Origin of the sequence: Erythrobacter colymbi (genome assembly GCF_002155685.1) — a bacterium.
GTDB classification, from domain to species: domain Bacteria; phylum Pseudomonadota; class Alphaproteobacteria; order Sphingomonadales; family Sphingomonadaceae; genus Erythrobacter; species Erythrobacter colymbi.
Genome location: NZ_MUYK01000001.1, coordinates 673,702 through 696,421, shown reverse-complemented (window position 1 = coordinate 696,421; position 22,720 = coordinate 673,702). Strand labels below are relative to the sequence as shown.

General features: G+C 67.6%; 21 protein-coding genes. 10 read left to right on the top strand and 11 right to left on the bottom strand.

Annotated features, from left to right (window positions below):
• The first annotated feature begins 74 nt into the window (after nt 1-74).
• Both ettA and BZF57_RS03205 read left to right on the top strand, forming a co-directional pair.
• Nucleotides 75-1,748: an energy-dependent translational throttle protein EttA gene (gene ettA / locus BZF57_RS03210; RefSeq protein WP_086734514.1), complete on the top strand. Its 1,674-nt coding sequence runs from the start codon at nt 75-77 to the stop codon at nt 1,746-1,748.
• 182 nt (nt 1,749-1,930) lie between these two features.
• Nucleotides 1,931-2,611 (top strand): GGDEF domain-containing protein, encoded by a 681-nt coding sequence (locus tag BZF57_RS03205; protein ID WP_086734512.1) that lies wholly within the window; start codon nt 1,931-1,933, stop codon nt 2,609-2,611.
• A 10-nt stretch (nt 2,612-2,621) separates the two neighbouring features.
• On the opposite strand, the gene BZF57_RS03200 is transcribed toward BZF57_RS03205, so the two are convergent.
• Nucleotides 2,622-3,209 carry a pyridoxamine 5'-phosphate oxidase family protein gene (locus BZF57_RS03200; RefSeq protein ID WP_086734509.1) on the bottom strand — a complete coding sequence of 196 codons (588 nt, stop codon included), beginning with the start codon at nt 3,207-3,209 and terminating at the stop codon, nt 2,622-2,624.
• A gap of 177 nt (nt 3,210-3,386) precedes the next feature.
• Between BZF57_RS03200 and BZF57_RS03195 the strand changes: the two genes are divergently transcribed.
• Nucleotides 3,387-4,691 carry an RcnB family protein gene (locus BZF57_RS03195; protein WP_086734507.1) on the top strand — a complete coding sequence of 435 codons (1,305 nt, stop codon included), beginning with the start codon at nt 3,387-3,389 and terminating at the stop codon, nt 4,689-4,691.
• A gap of 74 nt (nt 4,692-4,765) precedes the next feature.
• On the opposite strand, the gene BZF57_RS03190 is transcribed toward BZF57_RS03195, so the two are convergent.
• Nucleotides 4,766-5,323 (bottom strand): cytochrome b, encoded by a 558-nt coding sequence (locus BZF57_RS03190; protein WP_086734505.1) that lies wholly within the window; start codon nt 5,321-5,323, stop codon nt 4,766-4,768.
• A gap of 113 nt (nt 5,324-5,436) precedes the next feature.
• Between BZF57_RS03190 and BZF57_RS03185 the strand changes: the two genes are divergently transcribed.
• A complete protein-coding gene (locus tag BZF57_RS03185; protein ID WP_086734503.1) occupies nt 5,437-6,105 on the top strand; it encodes a 2OG-Fe(II) oxygenase in 669 nt (222 codons plus the stop codon).
• Here the strand turns inward: BZF57_RS03185 and BZF57_RS03180 are convergent.
• The 3 genes from BZF57_RS03180 to BZF57_RS21485 all read right to left on the bottom strand — a co-directional run bounded on the left by BZF57_RS03180 (nt 6,102) and on the right by BZF57_RS21485 (nt 9,008).
• On the bottom strand, nt 6,102-6,623 hold the full coding sequence (locus tag BZF57_RS03180) for a DUF1003 domain-containing protein (RefSeq protein ID WP_086734501.1): 522 nt from the start codon (nt 6,621-6,623) through the stop codon (nt 6,102-6,104). The genes BZF57_RS03185 and BZF57_RS03180 overlap by 4 nt on opposite strands.
• Before the next feature lie 10 nt (nt 6,624-6,633).
• On the bottom strand, nt 6,634-8,265 hold the full coding sequence (locus BZF57_RS03175; protein ID WP_240505826.1) for a lysine--tRNA ligase: 1,632 nt from the start codon (nt 8,263-8,265) through the stop codon (nt 6,634-6,636).
• A gap of 143 nt (nt 8,266-8,408) precedes the next feature.
• Complete coding sequence (locus BZF57_RS21485; protein ID WP_206073183.1) at nt 8,409-9,008, bottom strand: TM2 domain-containing protein; 600 nt, start codon at nt 9,006-9,008, stop codon at nt 8,409-8,411.
• Between the two features lie 269 nt (nt 9,009-9,277).
• Here BZF57_RS21485 and BZF57_RS03165 point away from each other — a divergent pair, with 269 nt between their 5' ends.
• Nucleotides 9,278-11,917, top strand: a complete 2,640-nt coding sequence (locus BZF57_RS03165) for an ATP-dependent DNA helicase (RefSeq protein WP_240505835.1) — start codon at nt 9,278-9,280, stop codon at nt 11,915-11,917.
• Nucleotides 11,914-12,453, top strand: coding sequence for a SixA phosphatase family protein (locus BZF57_RS03160; RefSeq protein ID WP_086734497.1), 540 nt, complete (start codon nt 11,914-11,916; stop codon nt 12,451-12,453). The genes BZF57_RS03165 and BZF57_RS03160 overlap by 4 nt, the downstream gene beginning before the upstream one ends.
• Nucleotides 12,454-12,594: 141 nt before the next feature.
• Here BZF57_RS03160 and BZF57_RS03155 read toward each other — a convergent pair whose 3' ends face one another.
• From BZF57_RS03155 to soxR, 3 genes are all read right to left on the bottom strand, one after another.
• Nucleotides 12,595-16,191, bottom strand: a complete 3,597-nt coding sequence (locus BZF57_RS03155) for an ABC transporter permease/M1 family aminopeptidase (RefSeq protein ID WP_086734495.1) — start codon at nt 16,189-16,191, stop codon at nt 12,595-12,597.
• A 15-nt stretch (nt 16,192-16,206) separates the two neighbouring features.
• Nucleotides 16,207-17,097 carry an ABC transporter ATP-binding protein gene (locus BZF57_RS03150; RefSeq protein WP_086734493.1) on the bottom strand — a complete coding sequence of 297 codons (891 nt, stop codon included), beginning with the start codon at nt 17,095-17,097 and terminating at the stop codon, nt 16,207-16,209.
• 146 nt (nt 17,098-17,243) lie between these two features.
• The gene (gene soxR, locus BZF57_RS03145; protein ID WP_086734491.1) at nt 17,244-17,708 is read right to left on the bottom strand and encodes a redox-sensitive transcriptional activator SoxR; all 465 of its coding nucleotides are present in this window, start codon (nt 17,706-17,708) and stop codon (nt 17,244-17,246) included.
• Nucleotides 17,709-17,824: 116 nt separating this feature from the next.
• On the opposite strand from soxR, the gene BZF57_RS03140 reads away from it, so the two are divergent.
• Nucleotides 17,825-18,196: a VOC family protein gene (locus BZF57_RS03140; RefSeq protein ID WP_086734489.1), complete on the top strand. Its 372-nt coding sequence runs from the start codon at nt 17,825-17,827 to the stop codon at nt 18,194-18,196.
• Here BZF57_RS03140 and BZF57_RS03135 read toward each other — a convergent pair.
• From BZF57_RS03135 to BZF57_RS03125, 3 genes are read right to left on the bottom strand one after another with little or no spacing between them, the layout of a single operon-like run.
• Nucleotides 18,193-18,846, bottom strand: a complete 654-nt coding sequence (locus BZF57_RS03135) for an SOS response-associated peptidase (RefSeq protein WP_086734487.1) — start codon at nt 18,844-18,846, stop codon at nt 18,193-18,195. The genes BZF57_RS03140 and BZF57_RS03135 overlap by 4 nt on opposite strands.
• A 3-nt stretch (nt 18,847-18,849) precedes the next feature.
• A complete protein-coding gene (gene ubiA / locus BZF57_RS03130) occupies nt 18,850-19,752 on the bottom strand; it encodes a 4-hydroxybenzoate octaprenyltransferase (protein WP_086734485.1) in 903 nt (300 codons plus the stop codon).
• Complete coding sequence (locus BZF57_RS03125) at nt 19,749-20,129, bottom strand: hypothetical protein (RefSeq protein ID WP_086734483.1); 381 nt, start codon at nt 20,127-20,129, stop codon at nt 19,749-19,751. Before BZF57_RS03125 ends, ubiA begins: the two co-directional genes overlap by 4 nt.
• A gap of 39 nt (nt 20,130-20,168) precedes the next feature.
• On the opposite strand from BZF57_RS03125, the gene BZF57_RS03120 reads away from it, so the two are divergent.
• From BZF57_RS03120 to BZF57_RS03110, 3 genes are all read left to right on the top strand, one after another.
• Entirely contained in the window at nt 20,169-20,915 is a 747-nt protein-coding gene (locus tag BZF57_RS03120; RefSeq protein ID WP_086734481.1) for a 16S rRNA (uracil(1498)-N(3))-methyltransferase, read from the top strand.
• Nucleotides 20,916-21,029: 114 nt separating this feature from the next.
• Nucleotides 21,030-22,400: a glutamate--cysteine ligase gene (locus BZF57_RS03115; protein WP_086734479.1), complete on the top strand. Its 1,371-nt coding sequence runs from the start codon at nt 21,030-21,032 to the stop codon at nt 22,398-22,400.
• Between the two features lie 15 nt (nt 22,401-22,415).
• Nucleotides 22,416-22,718: a putative quinol monooxygenase gene (locus BZF57_RS03110; RefSeq protein WP_086734477.1), complete on the top strand. Its 303-nt coding sequence runs from the start codon at nt 22,416-22,418 to the stop codon at nt 22,716-22,718.
• Nucleotides 22,719-22,720: the final 2 nt, after the last annotated feature.

Sequence of the window (22,720 nt, the reverse complement as noted above, 5' to 3'; positions counted from 1 at the left end):
CTTGCCCTTGCCTCTCCCCTTCCCTATCTGCGCACGCAAATCCTGACCCATTCCAAGACCCGAAGGACCCTCCGATGGCCGCCCAATACGCCTATGTCATGAAGGGCATGACCAAGACCTTCCCCGGCGCGCAGAAGCCGGTGCTGAACAATATCTCGCTTCAGTTCTACCAGGGCGCCAAGATCGGCATCGTCGGCCCCAACGGCGCAGGCAAGTCGACCCTGATCAAGATCATGGCCGGGATCGACAAGGACTTCACCGGCGAGGCGTGGCCGGGCGAGAACATCACCGTCGGCTATCTCGAGCAGGAGCCCGAGCTCGATCCGACCAAGACCGTGCTCGAAAACGTGCGCGAAGGCGCCAAGGAAACCGCCGATCTCGTCGCCCGCTTCAATGAAATCAGCGCGCTGATGTGCGAGCCCGATGCCGATTTCGACGCGCTCGGCGCGGAAATGGGCGAGCTTCAGGACAAGATCGACGCCGTCGATGGCTGGACGCTCGACAACCAGCTCGAAGTGGCGATGGAAGCCCTGCGCTGCCCGCCGGGCGACTGGCCGGTCAAGGACCTGTCGGGCGGCGAAAAGCGCCGCGTGGCGCTCACCCGCCTGCTGATCCAGAAGCCCTCGATCCTGCTGCTGGACGAGCCGACCAACCACCTCGACGCGGAATCGGTCCAGTGGCTCGAAAACCACCTCAAGGACTATGCCGGCGCGGTGCTGATGATCACCCACGACCGCTACTTCCTCGATAACGTGGTCGAATGGATCCTCGAACTCGATCGCGGGTCCTATTATCCCTACGAAGGCAACTACTCGACCTATCTCGAGAAGAAGGCCAAGCGCATGGAGCAGGAAAGCCGCGAGGAAAGCGGCAAGCAGAAGGCGCTGGCCCGCGAGCTCGAGTGGATTCGCCAGACCCCAGCCGCGCGCCAGACCAAGTCCAAGGCGCGTATCCGCAAGTTCGAAGAGTTGCAGAACAGCCAGGACAATCGTCAGGTCGGCAAGGCCCAGATCGTCATCCAGGTTCCCGAGCGTCTGGGCGGCAAGGTGATCGAGGCCAAGGGCATCACCAAGGCCTATGGCGACAAGCTGCTGTTCGAGAACCTCAGCTTCATGCTGCCCCCGGGCGGGATCGTCGGCGTGATCGGGCCGAACGGCGCGGGCAAGTCCACGCTGTTCAAGATCCTCACCGGCAAGGAAACCCCCGACAGCGGCACGATCGAGATCGGTTCGACCGTTCGGCTCGGCTTTGTCGACCAGAGCCGCGATCATCTGGACCCCAAGAAGAACGTCTGGGAGGAAATCTCCGACGGGCTCGATTACATGAAGGTCAACGGGCAGGACATGTCGACCCGCGCCTATGTCGGCGCGTTCAATTTCAAGGGCGCGGACCAGCAGAAGAACGTCGGCAAGCTTTCGGGCGGTGAACGCAACCGCGTGCACATGGCCAAGATGCTGAAGCAAGGCGGCAACGTGCTGCTGCTCGACGAGCCGACCAACGACCTCGACGTCGAAACGCTGGCCGCTCTGGAAGACGCGATCGAGAACTTCGCGGGCTGCGCCGTGGTCATCAGCCACGACCGCTTCTTCCTCGACCGTCTCGCCACGCATATCCTCGCCTTCGAGGGCAACAGCCATGTCGAATGGTTCGAAGGCAACTTCGAAGCCTACGAGGAAGACAAGCGCCGCCGTCTGGGCGACGCGGCGGATCGCCCGACGCGGCTTGCCTACAAGAAGCTGACCCGCTGACCGGACGGGCCGCGAGGGCGGGACGAACACAGATCCCGCCCCGTGGCACCCTCGCCACACCGGCCTTCACATTATTGCTAACTTTTGGCCACCGCTTCGCGGCACCCTTTACTTCGTCTTAATCACCCTTACGTCAGTCTCCCTAGCGAACAAGAATAAGGTCGCAAAAGGGGCATCGGGGCTTGATCACGGGTATTGAAGTGCCACTCGAGGTGGCAGTGATGCTGTGCACAGGGTGCATCGTGGCAGGCGCCTGGGCCGGCAGGGTTCGCGCCAACCGGCGCCTCGATCCGCGCCGGAGCCCGCTCTCCGACAAGCTCGGCGATTTCATCAAGTCCGACGCCTTTGCCAACACCATCGATCTGGCCATGCGCCGCGATGCGGTGCGGGCCGGATCGCGCGCGGTGCTGCGCGGCCGGATCGACCAGCTCGGCGCACTGTCGGGCGTGTGGAACAACACCACCAGCCACGAAGTGCGCGAGCATGTTGCCGCCGTGATGCGTGCAGGCCTGCGCCGCGATGACCGCGTGGCGCTCGATCAGGGTGACAGCTTCACCATCACCATGCCCGGCCTCGACGAAAGGGCCGCGGTGCGGGTCGCGGACCGGCTGCGCCGCAAGCTCGCACAGCTGCGCCTGCCGCAGCTCGGCGAAGAGGCGCGGCTGACGGCGAGCTTCGGCGTCGCGGCCGAGCGGTTCGGAGACGACACCCAGGGCATCTACGCCCGCGCGCGACGGGCGCTCGACGCGGCGGTTGCCAAGGGCGACGACCACGTCGTGCCGGCGAGCGAGATCGAGGAGATCATGCTGCTGCCCGCACCTGCCCCCTCGCCTTCGCAGACCCCTTCGGCCTCGGCCGCCTGAGCCTCCTGCCTCAGGGCGAGACCCAGCGCCCTTCCCACGCCGCGGCACCATCGTCGCGGGTGAACTGCGCGCGGACATGGCCGGTGTGCGCGAGATAGAGCCAGTCGAGCGAGGTCAGCGTGATCTTGAGCAGCGCGAAATTCTCGCGCGCGGGGACAAGCTGCGCGTCGTCCGGCTCGACCCCCTCGAATTCGGCCGGCAGGCCCGATGTCGGCCCCTCCGCCCCGGCACCCGGCCCTTCGCCCAGATAGCAGCGCCGCGCGAAATTGGTGCTCGCGGCCCAGGCGGCATCGACGTCGGCGCCATCGCGCAGGATTGCTCCTTCGCCCCGCGCACGGATCTGGATCTTCGCGCCCTTGTCGTAGAACAGCACTGCGACGCGCGGATCGGCGGCGATCACCTGCGCCTTGGGGGCGCGGGCATCGGTGTGGAGCCGCAGGGTCCAGGCCGCCGCGTCGAAGGCGCGCAGCACCATCACCCGCGCATCGACATCGCCTGTGACGATCACCGGGGTATGCATCGGCGCCTTGCGGTCACGCGGCGCGCGAATCAGCCGGTTGCGGCAATCGGTGAGGCAGTCGTCGAGCGCTTCGAACATGGCCCAGCGCCTTTGGCGGCAAAGCCCCGCAGGTCAAGCGCGACGAGGAATATTCATCCGGAGCGGATTTTTTCTGAACATCGGTGAGCCGGTTCATCCGCGCGACAGTCTGTGGCGGGTAATCGATTCCCATCAACACAAGCCTGTGGTGGGCTGGCGATACTGGAGGCACTTGCCATGATGACCCGCTTTGTCAGGGGTGGATCGCTCGCAGCACTGGCTGCGGCCCTCGCCTTTGCCCTGCCCGCCGCCGCACAGGATATCGAGCGCCAGCCCGATGAGCCCTCGCCGCCCCGGATGCGCATCGCGCCGCCGGAGTCGCGGCCCGCGCCCGGCCCGCGTCCCGAGCGCATGGCGATGGATCGTCCCGAGCGCCCGCGCTTCGAGCGGCCCCGTGCCGATGGCCCGCGCCCGCAGCGCGTCGATGCGCCGCAGCCCCCGCAGCAGCAGCGCGCCGCGCCGCAGTTCGATCGTCCGCAGGCGCCCCGCCCCGCTCCGCAGGCTTACGAGCCGCCGCAGAACCGTCCGACCCCGCGTGGCTTCGGCGGCGATGTGATCGGCCGCGCCCAGGCCCGCGAGCAGATGGAGCGCCGCGGCGACCAGCGCGCCGAGCGGATCGAAGAGCGTAGCGAGCAGCGCGCGGACCGTGTCGACTGGCGCAGCGAACAGCGAGCCGACCGCGTCGAACAGCGCGGTGACCGTCAGGCCGAGCGCCGCGACTGGCAGGGCCGGCCTGTTGCCGCCGACCGCATCGACCGTCGCACCGACCAGCGGGCCGACCGCATCGAACAGCGCGGCGACCAGCGTGCGGACCGCATCGAGGATCGCGGAGACCGCCGCGCCGACCGCGTCGATGGCCGCCGCGATGGCTGGCAGGGTGAACGTCGTGATGGCTGGCAGGGCGAGCGCCGCGATGACCGCCGCGACGGGCGTGCCGACAACCGCGGCAATGGCTGGGGTGACGGTCTGCGCGATGCCGTGCGGCAGGATCGCAACGGCGACTGGCGCGATGGCCGGCGCGACGACTGGCGCGACGGGCGCCGCGATGAGCGCCGCGAATGGCGCCACGACGGGCGCAGGAACGGCTGGCACGGCGACCGGCGCGACTGGCGGCGTGATGACTGGCGCTGGGGGTGGAACGGCCGTCAGGGCTGGGACAACCGGGATTTCCGTCGCTGGGACAACCGCTGGCGCGGCAACCGGAGCTACAACTGGTACGATTACCGGCGCAACAACGTCATCATCTACCGTCCGGGCCCGTACTACGCCCCGTTCCGCAGCCACAGCTACAGCCGGCTGAGCATCGGCTGGTATCTCGACAGCCTGTTCTTCCAGCCGCGGTTCTTCATTAACGACCCCTGGGCCTACCGCCTGCCGCCGGCCTACGGTCCCTACCAGTGGGTACGGTATTATGACGATGTCGTGCTGGTCGATATCTACACCGGTGAGGTCGTAGACGTAGTGTACGACTTCTTCTGGTAGGTCTCCCCCGTAACAGAAGCAGCCCCGCCGGAGCGATCCGGCGGGGCTTTTTCGTGCCTGTCAGGGCAAGGCGCTCAGCTGCGCGAGGTGCCGAAAGGCAGCATCCGGAACAGCGTGCCGTCCTTGTCGACGATGGTGTGCTTGAGCGCGGCGAGTGCATGCAGCGCTGCCAGCACCAGCAGCGCGATGCCCGAAGCGCCGTGGAGTTCGAAGATCTGCTCGCCGAGATCGGGGTTCTGCGGCACGGGCAGCGCGGGCAGCTGGAACAGGCCCCAGACATTGATCGGCTCCCCGAAGGAAGACAGCGCGATCCAGCCCGCGATCGGCATCACCAGCAGCAGCGCGTAGAAGGCGAAGTGTACGAGCTTCGCGAAAGTCCGCTCCCACGGCGCATGGCCCGGCACCGGCGGGGGCGGCGGGCTCATCTGACGCCACACCAGTCGCAGCGCGACAACAAGGAAGATCACCACGCCGATGGCAAAGTGGTTCGCCATGATCGCCCCGCCCGCCTCGCGGGTGGCGGCCTCTTCCGCCGCTTCGCTGATGCGCCACTGCACGATCACCAGCACCGCGATCAGCCAGTGCAGCAGCATGGCGAGGCCCGAATATTTGGTCTTGGCGTTGAGGCTCATTCCCGTGTCCCTTCCGTGATTGCCCGAGGCCCGCAGCCTAGCATCGCCGACGCGCCGCGCAATCGGGGCGCAGGCCGCTTGCACAGCGGCGGGTGCTTGCTACCTGTGCGCCCATGTCCGCGCCCGGCATTGTTCCAGATCAAGCCGCCCTCGCCCGTCTCGGCGAAGCGGTGCGCGCGCGGCTTACGGGCGATCCGGCGGTCTACCGGGTGGATGACGAGCGGATTGAGCTGTTTGCGGTCGGCGGGTTCCTGTCGGACGGGGAATGCGCGCGGCTGTGCACCATGATCGATGCCGTGGCGCGGCCTTCCTCGCTCCACGAGCTCGACTATGCGAGCGGCTTTCGCACGTCCTATTCAGGCGATCTCGACCCGCGCGATCCCTTCGTTGCCGGCATCTCGCAGCGGATCGACGGGCTGCTCGGGGTCGAAGCGGCGATCGGCGAGCCGGTGCAGGGCCAGCGCTATCGCCCCGGGCAGGAATTCAAGCCGCACAACGACTGGTTCTACACCTCGGAAGGCTACTGGCCGCAGGAGGAGGCGCGCGGCGGGCAGCGCAGCTGGACGGCGATGGCCTATCTCAACGCGGTCGAGGCGGGCGGCGCGACCGCCTTCACCCTGCTCGGGCTGGAGATCGAACCCAAGCCCGGCGTTTTGCTGTTGTGGAACAACGCCTTGCCCGATGGCCGCCCGAATCCGGCGGCGCTCCATGCGGGCTGCCCGGTCGAACGCGGCAGCAAATACATCATCACCAAGTGGTACCGCACCCGGGCGTGGCGCTAGGCCTCGTCCCTGCGGGCGATCTTGCGGACATCCTCGGCAAGCGCGTCCATCCGCTTGGCAAGGCGCAGGATTTCGAGCTGGGTGCGCAGGTTCACCTCGTAATCGTGGCGCGCGGTGATGCGGTCCTTCATCGCCTGGCGGTTCTGGCTCATCAGGATGATCGGCGCCTGCACTGCTGCCAGCATCGAGAGGATAAGATTGAGGAAAATGAAGGGGTAAGCGTCAAAAGCTCCCAAACCCAGCGCTTGCAGGACGCCGCTGTTGAGGCTCGTCCACACCAGCAGCACCACGCCGAAGCCGATAATGAAGCCCCAGCTGCCGCCAATCGCCGCCACCCGGTCGGCCAGATTGTCGCCCCATGTCGCATGGCTCTGCGCCAGTTCGTCCGCGTCGAGGCCGGTGTAGGTGCCCGCCGCGACGTGGCGCAGCACGCGCTGCTCCTCGGAATCGAGATCGTCGAAATCGCGCCCGAGCAGGTCGTGCGCGAGCTTGTGCGGATCGGCTTCGCGGCGGGTCATACCGGCAAGCCTAGGCCTTCGCGAGCGCCTCGGCAATCAGCTCGCGGGTGGGCGCAATGCCGTAGAGCGCGATGAAGCTGCCCATGCGCGGGCCCTGTTCGGATCCGAGCAGGGTTTCGTAGAGCGCCTTGAACCAGTCGCGCAGGTTGCCGAAGCCGAACTCCTCGATCTTGCCGATCTCGTAGACGATGGTCTGGAGATCCTCCGCGCTGGTCGCGGGATCGGCGGCCTCGAGCGCGGCATCAAGTGCCTGCAAAGCCGCGACTTCTCCGCCCACCGGCGCGCGCTTTTCGAGCGTCGGCGCGACGAAATCGCGGTTGTAGGCAAGCGCGCGGTCCACCAGCGCATCCAGCGCGGGGTGCGCGGCGGGATCGGCATTCTCGACATAGTTGCCGAGGTAGGACCACACCGCCTCGCGCGTCGCGCCTGCGCCCAGAACGCCTACAAGATTGAGCAGCAGGCTGAAGGGCACCGGCAGGGTATCGCCCTCGCCGGGTGCCTCGGCGCCGGTGTGGTGCTCGTTCGCGCGCAGCAGGTGCCACACCGGATTGCCGAGCCGCTTGTCGGCGTCCTGCGAGGGGATCGCGGCGCGGAACTGCCAGTAATCGTCGACCGCCTTGGGGATTACGCCGCCATGCAGCTGCTTGGCGCTGCGGGGGTTGGCGAAGATGTAGAAGCCGAGGCTCTCTGGGCTGCCATATTGCAGCCATTCCTCAATAGAGAGGCCGTTCCCCTTGGACTTGCTGATCTTTTCGCCCTTGGCATCCAGAAACAGCTCGTAGATCAGCCCTTCCGGCTTGTGCCCGCCGAGCACGCGGGCGATCTTGCCCGACTGGATGCCGCTGTCGGTCAGGTCCTTGCCGTACATTTCGTAATCGACGCCCAGCGCCACCCAGCGCATCGCCCAGTCGACCTTCCACTGGCACTTGGCCATGCCGCCCAGCGCCGATTGCTCGACAGTGCTGCCGTCCTCGTCGGTGAAGCGGATAATTCCGGCTTCCGGATCAATGACTTCGATGGGAACCTGCAACACCGCGCCGGTCGTCGGGCTGATCGGCATCACAGGCGAATAGGTCTTGCGGCGCTCCTCCCCGAGGGTCGGGAGCATGATGTCCATGATCGCGCTGAAATTCGTCAGCACGCCCTTCAGCGCCTCGTCGAAGCGGCCCGAATTGTAGCAGTCCGAGGAGCTGACGAACTCGTACTCGAACCCGAAACGGTCGAGGAAGTCGCGCAGCATCGCATTGTTGTGCGCGGCGAAACTTTCAAACTTTTCAAACGGATCGGGGATGCGCGAGAGAGGCTTTCCCAGGTGCTCGGCCAGCATCGCCTGATTGGGCACATTGTCCGGCACCTTGCGAAGGCCGTCGAGATCGTCCGAAAACGCCACCAGCCGCGTCGCGGCGCCGCCGGTCAGCGTCTCGTAGGCGCGGCGCACCAGCGAGGTGCGCAGAACCTCCTGAAAAGTCCCGATATGCGGCAGGCCCGAGGGGCCGTAGCCGGTCTCGAACAGCACGCCGCCGGGCTTGCCCTCGGGCAGGCGCTTGGCGAGGCGCTGGGCCTCCTGGAAGGGCCAGGCCTTGGAGTTGGACGCTGCGGCGATGAGGGCTTCTTGCGTGATCGTCATGACGAGCGCGGCCATTGCGCAAGGCGCGGCGGCTTGCAAGCCGATGTTTCACGTGAAACCGCGCCAAAAGCCCCCCGCGAAACGGGTCTGGAGGGGGTCTGGAGGGGGTCTGGCGGGGTCTGGAGGGGCTCTGGTGCCCACCGAACCCCGCGCGAGGTTCAGGCGAAATCGAGGTATTCGGCGTGCTCGGCCTTGAACCGCCGCATCATGCCCGGGATCAGGAACAGGTCGGCGATGATCCACACGAACCACGCAATCAGCGATGCGATGCCGAGCGGCGCCCAGATCGCGAGCAGCACCAGCCCGCCGATGAACAGCGCCATCTGGTAGATGCCGCTCTCCTTGTGCCCGCAATAGATGCGGTGCATCCCGATGGGTGCGCAGAAATACCAGTACACATAGGCGAGCGCCAGCGAGCGCTTGCGCGGATCGCCCAACATGTAGTTGGTCCGCCCGCTCTTGCCCCCGCGCGCGGCGCGCAGCTGGCTTTCGGAAATCGGATTCCAGCTGTCGCCCACCGGTTCCTCGCGGCGGGTGGCGGGGCGCGGCGCGTTGCGCAGATTGGCGAGAGCGTCGTACTCGCCGCCCTGCTCCTCGCGGCGGGCGCGTTCGGCGGCGAGGAAGGCCTCGCGCCGCGCGGCGATTTCGGCGGCCCGAGGGTCGATCGGGGTGGCGGGGCGAGGCCCGGAACCGGCGGCCGCGCGCGGTCCGCCAAGGGGTGCCTGTCCGGGGATCGCCCCCTTGCGTCCGAAACTCATTGCGCCATCCCCTGACGATTCCAAGATTTCCAGCGTGCCATCAAAGGATTAAGCAGAGGTTAGAGGCCGGGCTGCCGCGCGCGCGATGCGGGACAAGCCACCCCGGTGCGTTTACAAGCCGCGCGGCCTCGCCCATCGTGGCGGGCGTGAGCCTCCCCGATCCGCTTCCTGACCCTTTGGCCCTGCCCGCGCTCCATGCCAGCCACGGCGGCCACTGGCTGCGCTCCGCGAGCGGCGGGACGCAGGCCGTGTCCAAAGGCGATGCGATCATGGCCGCCGCCGATACGCCGGTGCTGCTCCTGAACGCGCCGCTCGTGGCGAGCCGTCTCGGCTATCCCGACCTCTCGGGGCTCGACCTGCTCGAGGCCTTCGCCTTCATCCACCCCGCGCGCTTCTGCGTGCCCACCCCGCGCGGGCTGGCCGAGGCGCTGGGGCTGCCGGTGCCCGAGAACGACGCCGCGGTGCCCGAAATGCTCCAGCGCGCGGCGGGGGCGCTGGTGGCGACCTGTCAGGACCCCGAATGGTTCGAGCGCGAGGGCGCGTGGAGCGCCGTCCAATCCCTCGAACGCCTGCGCTGGCCGTGGGCGCAGGTGCTGCGCCCCCACATCGCCAAGCCCGAGAAGGCCGAGCGCTGGCTCTTCGCCAAGCTGCCCGAATGGGAGGAAGCGGGCGAGCGCCCCGCCCCGCGGCAGGTGGAACTCGATCCGCAAGCCGTGCAGCAGCAGCTCGCACACCTCACCGGCGAGGGCGCCGAACAGCGCGAGGGCCAGCGCGCCTATGCGCAGGACGTGTCGCGCATCTTCGCGCCGCGCTCGGCCCCCGGCCGCCCGCATCTCGCGCTGGCGCAGGCGGGGACGGGGATCGGCAAGACGCTGGGCTATCTCGCCCCCGCCTCGGTCTGGGCGGGGCTGAGTGGCGGCACCGTCTGGGTCTCGACCTTCACCAAGAACCTGCAACGCCAGCTGCGCGCGGAAAGCCGCCGCGCCTGGCCGGTCAAGCGCCCCGACGGCACGCCACCGGTGGTGGTGCGCAAGGGCCGCGAGAATTACCTCTGCCTGCTGAACCTCGAAGACGCGCTGCAAGGCGGCTTTGCGGGGCGACCTGCGATCCTTGCGCAGCTGGTCGCGCGCTGGGGGGCCTATACCCGCGATGGCGACATGATCGGCGGCGATCTGCCGGGGTGGCTCGGGACGCTGTTCCGCAAGCGCGGGATCGCGGCGCTGACCGACCAGCGCGGCGAGTGCATCTATGCCGGGTGCCCGCACTACCGGAAGTGCTTCATCGAGCGCGCGGCGCGGGACTCGGCGCAGGCCGATCTGGTGATCGCCAACCACGCACTGGTGATGGTCAACGCCGCCCGCGCCCGCGACCCCAACCAGCGCCCGACGCGGCTGATCTTCGACGAGGGCCACCATGTCTTCGACGCCGCCGACAGCACCTTCGCCGCGACCCTGAGCGGGCAGGAGACGATCGAGCTTCGCCGCTGGATCATCGGCCCGGAGAAGGAATCGCGCGGGCGGCGGCGCGGGCTTTCGGCGCGGCTCGCGGACATTGCCAGCTACGACGATGCCGGTGCCGAGGCGATCAGCGCGGCGTGCAAGGCGGGGCAGCTCCTCCCCTCGGACGGGTGGCTGCAACGCATCGGCGAGAACAGCCCCTTCGGCCCCATCGAAGCCCTGCTCGCCGCCGTGCGGACCGCGACCTATGCCCGCGACGAGAGCGGCGGGATCGATGCAGGCTACGGGATCGAGACCGAGGCCGCGGGCCTGCCGGGCGAGGTGATCGAGGCCGCCAGCGCCGCCGCCGAAGCGCTCGCCTCCATCCGCGTGCCGCTGATCCGGCTGGGCGGACGGCTGGAGGCGATCCTCGCCGAGCCCCCCGACTGGCTCGACGCCCAAGGCCGCGCGCGGATCGAGGGGGCGCGGTTTGCGCTCGCATGGCGGATCGAATTGCTGGCCGCGTGGGAAGCGCTGCTCGACCGGCTGGGCGGGCCTGCCGACCCGGAGTTCGTCGACTGGCTCGCGGTCGACCGCTCGGACGCGCGGGAGTTCGACGTGGCGATCCACCGGCGCTGGCTCGATCCGATGAAGCCATTTGCGAGGGTGGTGCTCGAACCCGCGCACGGCGTGCTGCTGACCAGCGCAACCCTCACCGACCGCACGGAAGACGATGACCGCTGGGCAAGCGCGATCCAGCGTTCGGGCGCAGCCCATGTCGAGGTCGCACCGCTGCTCTCGGCGGCGGAGAGCCCCTTCGATTACGCGACACGGGCCGAAGTGCTGATCGTCACCGATATCGCCAAGGGCGATCTGCCCGCGCTCGCCGGGGCCTATGCGCGGATCATCGAGGCAAGCGGGGGCGGCGTGCTCGGCCTGTTCACCGCGATCCGGCGGCTGCGCGCGGTGCATGGCCGCATCGCCGACCGTCTCGCGCGCGCAGGGCTCCCGGTCTATGCCCAGCACGTCGACCCGATCGACACCGGCACCCTCGTCGACATCTTCCGCGACGATCCGCGCGCCAGCCTGATCGGCACCGATGCGCTGAGAGATGGTGTGGACGTGCCCGGCCATTCGCTGCGCTGCGTGGTCATGGAGCAGGTGCCCTGGCCGCGGCCCGATATCCTCCACAAGGCGCGCAGGCTCGCAGGGGGCGGCTCTGCCTATGACGACCGCATCATCCGCGCGCGGCTGGCACAGGCCTTCGGGCGGCTGATCCGCAGCAAGGACGATGCGGGCCACTTCATCGTCCTCTCCCCCGCCTTCCCCTCACGGCTGCTTTCCGCTTTTCCGAAAGGCACGCCGGTGCTGCGCGTGACGCTCGATCAGGCTTTACAACGGCTCGCGGCTGGTGTTGTGGAAGGCGGTCGCCATGGGGTGAGCGAGCCAGCAGGAGAAACCTCCCAGCCATGAAGATTCTCGGCCTCCTGCGCCATGCCAAGTCCGACTGGGACGATACCGCCCAGCGCGATTTCGACCGCGGGCTGAACGCGCGCGGCCGCAAGGGCGCGGAGCTGATCGGCAAGCATATCCGCGACCACGGGGTGAAGTGGGACAAGGTGCTCGCCAGCCCGGCAGTCCGCGTGAAGCTGACGCTGGAAGGCGCGCTCCCCGATGTCGAGCCGGTCTACGACCAGCGGCTCTATCTCGCGAGCTTCGACACCATCGTCGAGACGATCGAGGCCCATGCGGGCACGGGTGACGATGAGGCGAAGGCGATCCTCATTTCAGGCCACAATCCCGGCCTTCAGGACGTGCTGCTCGAACTGGTCGCGCCGGGCAAGGAGAACGCCCTGTTCAAGGAGGCCGTCGTCAAGTTCCCGACCGCCGCCTACGCCGTGCTCGAATGCGACATCGCCCACTGGAGCGAGCTCAAGCGCTATTGCGCCGAGCTGGTCCACTTCGCGCGGCCCCGCGATCTCGACCCGGCACTGGGGCCGGAGGGCTAAGGCCTCCCGTCTCCCCTCCCCTTGGGGAGGGGTTGGGGGTGGGGGCTCCATGCCAGCGGCCACGTGCGAGGCCTTTGGCCTCGCCCCACCCCCCAGCCCCTCCCTGAAGGGAGGGGAGACCGAAGGGAGGGGAACAAGGCCTCAGTTCACCGCCACCACGTTATCGTCCGCATCGCGGTCGATGTAGAAGTTGTACGGGTCGATCCCGGCAAAGGCGGGCTTCTTCGCGGTGACGATCTCCACCACCTGCTTGCCGCCCTTCACCGGCATCCGGGTCATCGCCAGTACCGCCTGCTTGTCGAAGGCGCCGGTGCCGGGCTTTTCGGTGAAGGCGCCGACCTCGATGCTTTCGGCGAGTTTGGCGGGGGTCTCGACGCCCTTGCCGTCGGCGTAGAACTTGCCCGCGTCGACCGTGATGCGGGTCACCCACTTGCCGTCGGCGCGCTTGGTGCTGGCCGCCTCGGTCGCCTTGAGATCATAGATCGTGATCTTCTCGAACAGATCGGTGATCAGCGCCTGATCCTCGGGGGTCTTCGCCTCCTTGCGCAGCTCGGCGATCAGATCGACGCTGCGCGGATAGGGCGCGCTCTTGAAGCGCCAGGTCGCCACCACACGCGCAAGCGCGCGGTTCACCGCATCCTCGCCCAGCCGGGTCTGGAGCAGATACATCACGAGGCTGCCCTTGCGGTAGTGGATGTGCTGCTGGTTCTCGACCCGGTAGAGCGGCTGTTCGGGCAGCGGATCGCCCTTGCGGCCCGCGAGGTAGCGATCGAGCTCGTACTTCAGGAAGCGGCGGATCTTGTCCTCGCCATAGAGCTCCTTCATCACCATCAACGCTGAATACTGCGCCAGCGTCTCCGACAGCAGGGTCTGGCCCTGCATGTTCGCGCCGATCACCTGATGCGCCCAGTACTGGTGCCCGAGCTCATGGGCGACCACGTAGGAGACATAGTCGATCGTCTCGGGATCGCGCACGTCGGCGGCAAAGCCGATGCTTTCGGAATAGGGCATGGTGCCCGCGAAGGCCTGCGCGAAGCTCTGGTAGCCCGGGAACTCGATGATGCGGGCATAGCCGAACTGGTAGGGGCCGAAATTGCGCTCGTAATAGGCGAGCGACGTCTTCAGCGCCTTCTGCATCGCGGGCACGTTCCAGGCGTGCTTGGGATCGTAGTAGACGCTCAGCAGCACCGGCCCGGCCTGCTCCTCGGCCACGGCATAGCGCGCCGATTGCACCGAGAAGAAGTTGAGGATCGGCGCAGGGCTCTGGAACACCGCGACGCGGCGGCCGCCTTCGACCTTGTCCGAGATCTTGTTGCCCGGCGCGATCGGCACCTGGTCGGCGGTGGTCGAGATAGTGATCTTCGAATTCACCCAGTCGGCCCCGACATAGTTGCGCGCCTGCGCCGAGGTATCCTCGAGCTTGGCCATGCGCAGCTCGGCGGGCAGGCCCTGCCGTCGCCGCGCGGTGCGGTCCTGCAGCAGGCCGTTCCTGTCCATCCCGATGATCGGCGCGAAGGTGAAGTTGTTCACGAAGGTGCCGTTGTCGACGATGTCGGTCGCCACGCTGCCATTGGCAAAGCCGCGCCGCCACACCTGCGAGGCGAAGTCGAGCCGCACCGTCGCGCCCGGCGCCAGCGGCGTGTCGAAGCGGTAGATGCGATAGGCATGGCGCTGGTCATGGCTGGCGAGCTTCGCGCCCGCGATGTCGAGCCGGCTGAAGGTCACCGCATCATCGCCCTGCCGCACGTGCAGCTCGGTGATCGGCACCCCGCTGTCGTTGCGCAGGTCATAATGCCCCTTCACCTCCATCCGGCGGTCATCCGGATAGATCGCCACGTCGAAGGCGACATCGGTCACCACCGGACGCGGCAGGGTTTCGTACTTGAGGTACTTGCGTTCGAACTCGGCGAGGCGGGTTTCGGCTTCGTCCGAGGTCTCGAAGCGGTTCAGCTCCTTGATGTTGTGCTGGATGACGAGGCCGGTGCCGACCATCCCTGCAATCGCGGCGAGCGCGATCCCGCCCGAGGCGAGCGTCGCGCGCCGGGCCATGCCCTTGAGTCGCGGCACCACCGCCACCACCGTCCCGCGCGGCCATGCCCAGTGCGCCAGCACCAGCAGCACCACGCCGAAGCACGCCCAGTAGACCCGCGCAATCGCCGCGCCGTACCAGAAGCCGCCATTGCCGTTCATGTCGCTAAGCGGCTCGGGCGGGGTGCCGTTATAGGTATAGAGGATGTTGTTGTAGCCGAGGTTCGACAGGAAGATGCGGCTGACGAACCACACCAGGATCAGGCCCCAGCCGACATACTTGTTGGGGCTGAGCACCTGGAAGAACACCGCCAGCACCGCCAGCATCAGCAGGTCGACGCTCTGCGGGATGACGTAGGCGGTGAGATACAGGCCGATGTCGATCGAGGGCGCGCCTTTGGCCAGCTGGAACAGGACGCCCGCGGCCATGCCCGAAAGCGACATGATCAGCAGCACCACGAAGACCGCGAGGATCTTGGGCACGAACACCGCCCATGCAGGGACGGGGGTCGCATCGAGGATCTCGCCGATCTTCACGTCGCGCTCGCGCCAGACCAGCTCGCCGCCGTAGAACACCGCGACGATCAGGCAGAACAGCGCGCCGCTGCCGATCACCGTGGTGATGATGTCGGCGGTGAGCGGGTAGGAGGCCGTGCCGAAGGTGGTCTCGGCAAGGAACAGGTTGATCGTCGTCAGCGCCAGCGCGAGCAGCAGGAGGACGATGAGGCCCGGGCTCTTGAGCACGAACATCACCTCGGCACGGAGGCGCAGGCGGAAGCTGGCGAGCGCATGGCCAAGGCCGAAGCTGCGAGTGACCGGTGCGGTCAGCACCTGCGGCGCGACAGCGCCGGCCTTCGCAGTCTTCGCGGCCTGTTTCGCCAGCCGCCGCAGCTGCCAGCGCGAAGGCGCCCGCTCGGTCATGCTGAAGCGCCACCACGACAGGACGAGGAAGCCCGCCGACAGCGCCAGCACGAAGATGCGGTTGAACAGCAGGTTGCCCTCGAACGGGAGCAGCCGCGTGTTCATCTCGGTCGCGGTCCAGTAGCGCGCGATCTCGCTGATCGCGCCTGCGCCGAGCGGCTCGTAGCGCGCGACCACATCCTGATAGGAGGGATCGCTGGCGACGATGGCGTTGATCGTGAGGTAGCCCAGCACCAGCACCAGCGCGCCGATATAGCTCGCCAGCATCGAGCGGGTGATGGTGGCAAGGCTGAACAGCACCGCCGAGGCGAGGATCAGGTTGGGAATGCCGATGATGAGGAAGGGCCAGGCGTAGATCGCAAGGCCGCCCGGCCCCACGGTCTCGGGATCCACCCAGGGCATCGCCGCGCCCACCGCGATACCGGCAGGCACCGCGAGATAGCCGAGGATCGCGATGGCGAGCCCGCCGAGGAAGCGGCCCGCAAGGAAGCTCGATTCGCCCACAGGCGTCGCGCGGATCATCGGGCCGAACTTGGTCGTGTCGTCGCGCACCACGGCATTGGCGACGAAGGCAGTGATCACGAACATGTAGAAGGTCGTGAACACCGAGGTCGCAAAGGCGACCGTGTAGGGCGAATTCTCGTGCACCGCGCCCGGCGCGCCGAAGCTCACATTGTCGCTGGCGGAAAGGCCGAAGCCGATCAGGAAGAAGATCGCAGCCGAAACCCAGAAGACCGGATTGCGCAGCTGGTAGCGGATTTCGAACGCGGCGAGGCGTGCGGTCAGCATGGTGGCAGCCCTCCCTTACGCGGCGTGCGCGGCAGGGGCGCGGCGGGTTTCGGCGAGGGTCGCGAAATATACGTCCTCGAGGCCCCCGCTGACCGGCTCGAAGCCCTCGGGCTGGCTGTCGGAGAGCACGTGGACGACGATATCGCCCGCAAAGAAGCGGTGCGAGATGACCTCGTATTGCGCCTGCATCTCGCCAAGCTGTGTGTGCGGCACGGTCTTCTGCCAGACGCGGCCCTTGGTCGAGGCGATCAGATCGTGCGGCGCGCCTTCGAGCCGCAGCTTGCCGCCCGCCAGCACCGCCATGCGCGGGCACAGGTCGGCGACGTCGTCGACGATGTGGGTGGAGAGGATCACCACCACGTTCTCGCCGATCCCGGCAAGGAGGTTGAGGAAGCGGTTGCGCTCTTCGGGGTCGAGGCCAGCGGTGGGCTCGTCGACGATGATCAGTTCCGGCTCGCCGATCAGCGCCTGGGCAATGCCGAAGCGCTGGCGCATCCCGCCCGAAAAGCCCGCAATCGCCTTGCCGCGCACGTTCCACAGGTTGGTCTGGTTGAGCAGATGCTCGACCATCGCCTTGCGCTCGCCCTTGCCGGTCACGCCCTTGAGCACCGCCATGTGATCGAGCATCACCTGCGCCGAGACGCGCGGATAGACGCCGAAGTCCTGCGGCAGGTAGCCCAGCGTGCGGCGCAGGCGGTCAGGCTCGGCCAGCACGTCGATATCGCCGAAACGGATCGTACCGTGGGTGGGCGCCTGCAAGGTCGCGATGGTGCGCATCAGGGTCGATTTGCCCGCGCCGTTGGGGCCGAGCAGCCCGAACATCCCCTTGGGGATCGTCAGCGTCACATCGTCCAGTGCCTTGGTGCCGTTGGGATAGGTGTGGCTGACGCCATTGAGTTCGAGCATGTGGTGGACCCCGTTGATTCAATCGTCTGCAGCTTAGCGCCGTGCGCCAAGCGCGAAAGCCGCGTTGGTGGAATGCGCCCTGCCATTGGTCGAGGTCTATGCCATTCGTCGATGGCCGTAAACGGTTCGCCGCAAGCTATCTGTCGTCAGGCCAGCAGCTTGCGCGGGCCGGGGCCTTCGTCGGCGAGCGCGTCCTGCGGGTTCCAGATCGCGCAATGCTCGAGGCTGAGGCAGCCGCAGCCGATGCAGCCGTCGAGCCGGTCGCGGGTGCGCTCGAGCTCGGCGATGCGCCCCTCGATCCGCGCGCGGATGGTGCGGCTGATCGCGGCCCAGTCGCGCACATCGGGGGTGCGCCCCTGCGGCAGCCGCGCCAGCTCCGCCTCGATCTCGCCCAAGGATAGTCCGAGCCGCTGGGCGATGAGGATGAAGGACAGGCGGCGGATGTCGGACCGCAGGAAGCGCCGCTGGTTGCCGCCAGAGCGCACCGGCTCGATCAGCCCCTTGTCCTCGTAGAAGCGGATCGCCGAGACCGAGAGCCCGGTACGGCGCGCGATTTCGCCGATGGGGATGAGGTCGGTGGGCTTGAGGCGGCGGGGTTGGGCGGCGGTCATGGGGGCGTTCCGATAAAGCTTGACCTCAAGTTAGGTTGAGATTGCACGATGAGCAAGTTCAGCGATTCGCCCCGCTCTCGGGCGCGGCTCGCCCCAAGCATGAAAGGACCCCCGCAATGCCCACAGGACACCTCGAACACGTCAACATCACCGTCAGCGATATCGAGCGCTCCTCCGCGCTGCTCCAGCAATTGTGCGGCTGGCACGAGCGCTGGCGCGGGCCTTCGATGCTGGGCGGGGAGACCATCCACGTGGGCGACGATCGCGACTACATTGCGGTCTACACCCGCGGCACGCCGGTCGCGCGCCATGCCAAGGGCTTGCCATTGAACCACGTCGGGCTGGTGGTCGACGATCTCGACGCGGCCGAAGCGGTGGTCGTCGCTGCGGGCCTCGAGCCCTTCAACCACGCCGATTACGAGCCCGGACGGCGGTTCTACTTCTTCGATTGGGACGGGATCGAATTCGAGATCGTCAGCTACGGCTAGAACAGCCCCGGCTGCACCGGAGGCGGCGGAGGCGCAGGTGCAGTCGCCGCCTTCGCCCAGGGCTCGTTCGTCCGGTCGATCGCCAGCGGCCCTTCCCACCCCCGGCACAGGCGGAAGGCCGCGTCGGGCGTCCCGCCGGTCCAGCAGGCGTAATCGTCGGGCGCGAGGAGCACGGGCATGCGTTCGTGGACGCTCGCCGCGTCCGTCCCCGCGCTGTCGGTCATCACCATCGTGTAGCAATCGCCCCACTCGTCCGAGGATCGCCACATCCCCGCAGCGGCGAACAGCGGGGCATCGGGAAGTGCCAACCATGTGCGCGTCATCCGCCCCCGCGCGCCTTCGGCCTCGCCCCAGCCGGTCAGCGGGATCAGGCAGCGGCGCTCAACGAAGGATTCGCGCCAGAAGGCCGTGCCGAGCTTGTCGTCACGTGCATTGTTGACCGGCTTGGGCTTCAGCGGCTGGCCCTTCGCGCCCTTGAGCACCAGCGGAAAGCCCCATGTCATCGCCCGCAGCTCGCCCTCGGCGATCACGAGGCCGGGCGTGCCGGGATAGGTTTCGGCGGCAAGATTGGCCCCGCCCAGCCGCTCCACCGCATCAAACCACGCCGCGACCTCGCCAGTCGGCTTGGTGATGCGGGTGAGGTGACACATGGCTCAGGCGTTCCCGACCACGAAGCACGCCGCCGCCATCAGCGCCCCGGCCCAGCGGTTGGAGCGGAAGCGCGCGAGCGGGTTCATCGGATCATCGGCATCGAGGGTCATCACCTGCCATGCGAGGTGCCCCGCCACCGGCAGCAAGGCCAGCAGCGCCACCCAGTCTTCGCGGTAGAGCCAGAAGCCCAGCGCCCACAGCTTGATCGCGAGCGCATAGAAGCACCCCACTCCCGCCTTGACCCGCGCCCCCATCGCCAGCGCGGAAGAACGGATGCCGACCATCGCGTCGTCCTCGCGGTCCTGCAAGGCGTAGATCGTGTCGTAGCCGATCACCCAGCAGATGCAGCCGGCATAGAGGCAGGCGAGCACCTCCCAGTTGTCCCAGCGCAGCTCGGTCCAGCCGACCAGCAACCCCCAGTTGAACACCATCCCGAGCCACGCCTGCGGCCACCAGGTGATGCGCTTCATGAAGGGATAGGCCGCGACCAGCGCAAGGCTGCCGAGCGCGACGATCTGCGCCTCGGTCCGCAGTTGCAAAAGCACGAGGAGGCCGACGAGGCACAGGCTGACCAGCCACGCCCACGCCGCCTTCTTCGACACCCGCCCGCTCGCCACGGGGCGCAGCGCGGTGCGCGCCACCTGCCGGTCGAGATCGGCATCGACGATGTCGTTATAGACGCACCCCGCCCCGCGCATGGCGATGCTGCCGAGCAGCAGCCAGCCGAGCAGCGCGATCTGCGCCCCCGCGCCCGCCAGCCACACGCCGAAGACACAGGGCCAGAACAGCAGCCACCACCCGATCGGCCGGTCGAACCGCGCAAGCAGCGCCAGATCGCGCGGCAGCTGCGGCAGGCGCGCGACCAATCTGCGGTGCTCGGTATCGGGGACGATCGTCTCGGTCATGCGGTCTCCCTGCGCGCCGCCCGCCAGCCGAGCACCGCCAGCACAAGCATGGTCACGTTGCCGGCAAAGTCGAGCATCCCGATGCTGGTCAGCACCGGCACGCGGTAATGGAACCAGTAGTTGAAGGCGAAGAACGGCAGCAGCGCCGCCGCAAAGACCGCGAAGCTCGCCGCGTTCCAGCGCGTCACCAGCGCCATCAGCCCGAACAGCACCGCCTGCGCGCCGAAGCAGGCGATGGTGAAGCGGTTGATGAAGCCCGCCTCGCGATAGGGCTCGGCAAAGGCGAGGCCGATCACGCTCGCCGGGGCCAGAAGCGCCCAGCCGCCCAGCATCAGGAACACGGCGGCGATCAGGAATTGTGCGGTTCGCGCGGACATCACTTGCTCCCTAGCGCCCCGAGCGCCTAGGGCCAAGCCATGCCCGCAACCCCTGCCTGGCCCCCGAAAAGCGCCCCGCGCCTGTTTGTTGCCGAGACGCTGGCGGCGGGCGCCGCTGTGCGGATCGAGGGCAATCCGGCGCATTACCTCGCCCGCGTGATGCGCGTTGCCCCCGGCGATTTCGTGATCCTGTGCGACGACGTGACCGGCGAATGGGCCGCGCGCGTGACCGATGCGGGCAAGCGCGATGTGGTGCTCGAAGTCGCCGAAATGCTGAGGCCGCGCGAGGCCGTGCCCGACCTGTGGCTGTGCCCCGCCCTGCTCAAGAAGGACCGCTTCGACCTGATCCTCGAAAAGGCGACCGAACTCGGCGCGGCACGGATCCAGCCGCTCGTCACCCGCCGCTGTGTCGCCGACAAGCTCAATCTCGAACGCGCCCGCGCGATCACCACCGAGGCGGCCGAGCAATGCGCCCGCACGGCGCTGCCCGAGCTCGCCGAGCCGGTGAAGCTCGATGCGCTGCTCGCCGGATGGCCGGAAAGCCGCGCGCTGTTCTTCGCCGACGAGAACGGGGGCGAACCTGCCGCCGCTGCCTTCGCTGCGCACAAGGGCTCCCCCGCCGCGATCCTCACCGGCCCCGAGGGCGGCTTTGACGAGGCCGAGCGCGCCGCGATCCGTGCCCACCCGGCTGCCCGCCCCGTCACCCTCGGCCCGCGCATCCTGAGGGGCGAGACCGCCGCCATCGCCGCGCTCGCCGCGTGGATGGCCACCGCCGGGGACTGGTAGCCCGCCCCCGTGCCATAATCGCGCAAGACAAATCGCTTTGACCTCCACAAAGCCGAATTTGCCTTCCCACCGTCAAACCCGTTTTCTAAAGCAACCGGCCAGAGAGGGCCTGCCATGAGCACACGCGAAGCTTCCACTGCCGACGATCCGGTGATCGAAAGCCTCGACCAGTTGGTTTTGCCGATGGTGAAGGGAGAAAAGCCGCCCGAGGACTGGCGCATCGGCACCGAGCACGAGAAGCTGGTCTTCAAGACCTCCGACCACCGTGCCCCTTCCTATGACGAGCCCTGCGGCATCCGTGACCTTCTGAAAGGCCTGGAGAAATTCGGGTGGAGCCCGGTCGAGGAAGGCGGCAACGTCATCGCCCTGAAGGGCGAAGACGGGGCCGTCAGCCTCGAGCCCGCAGGCCAGCTCGAGCTGTCCGGCGCGCCGCTCGAAAACCTGCACCAGACCTGTGCGGAAACCGGGCGGCACCTGGCGCAGGTCAAGGAAATCGGCGAGAAGTGCGGCGTCGGCTACCTCGGCCTCGGCATGTGGCCCGACAAGACCCGCGAAGCGCTGCCGATCATGCCCAAGGGCCGCTACGACATCATGCTGCGCCATATGCCGCGCGTCGGGACGATGGGCCTCGACATGATGCTGCGCACCTGCACGATCCAGGTAAACCTCGACTACCAGTCGGAAGCCGACATGGTGAAGAAGTTCCGCACCAGCCTCGCGCTGCAACCGCTGGCGACCGCGCTCTTCGCCAATTCGCCCTTCACCGAAGGCAAGCCCAACGGCTTCCTCTCCTACCGCTCGCACATCTGGTCGGACACCGATCCGGCGCGCACGGGGATGCTGCCCTTCGTGTTCGAGGACGGCTTCGGCTACGGGCGCTGGGCCGAATACATGCTCGATGTGCCGATGTATTTCGTCTTCCGCGACGGGAAGTACATCGACGCGGCGGGGCTTTCCTTCCGCGATTTTCTCGATGGGAAACTCAGCGTCCTCCCCGGCGAGCGGCCGACGCAGAGCGACTGGTGGGACCACCTCTCGACCGCCTTCCCCGAGGTGCGGCTGAAGTCCTTCCTCGAAATGCGCGGTGCCGATGGCGGTCCGTGGAGCCGGATCTGCGCCCTCCCCGCCTTCTGGGTCGGCCTGCTATATGACCAGGGCGCACTCGATGCCGCATGGGATCTGGTCAAGGGCTGGTCGATGGAGGAGCGCGAGCGCCTCAGGAACGAAGTGCCGCGCCTCGCGCTCGCCACGAAGTCGCCCGATGGCGGCACCTTGCAGGATCTGGGCCGCGAGGTCCTGAAGATCGCCCATGCGGGGCTCAAGGCCCGCGCGCGGCTCAATGCGGCGGGCGACAACGAGACAGGCTACCTCGAAACGCTCGACGAGATCGTCGCCAGCGGCAAGGTTCCGGCGCAGCGCCTGCTCGATGCCTACCATGGCGAGTGGAACGGGGACATCACCCGCGTCTACGAACAACAATTCTGAAGAGGGGAGAGGAACATGCTGATCGTGCTCGCAAAAGCGCAGGTGGGTGAAGGCGCGCTGGAACCGGCGCTCGCGGCCATCGAGGCGATGGTCGCGGCCTCCAACGCCGAGGAAGGTTGCATCGCCTATGCCTTCACGCAGGACGTGCTCCAGCCCGGCATCCTCCACATCGTCGAGAAGTGGAAGGACGAGGCAGCCCTCGCCGCGCACTTTGCCACCCCGCACATGGCGGCCTTCGGCGCAGCGATCAGCGGGCTCGATTTCAAGGTGATCGAGGCGCTCAAGTTCCCGACCGATGATGGATCGCCGGTGATGTAATC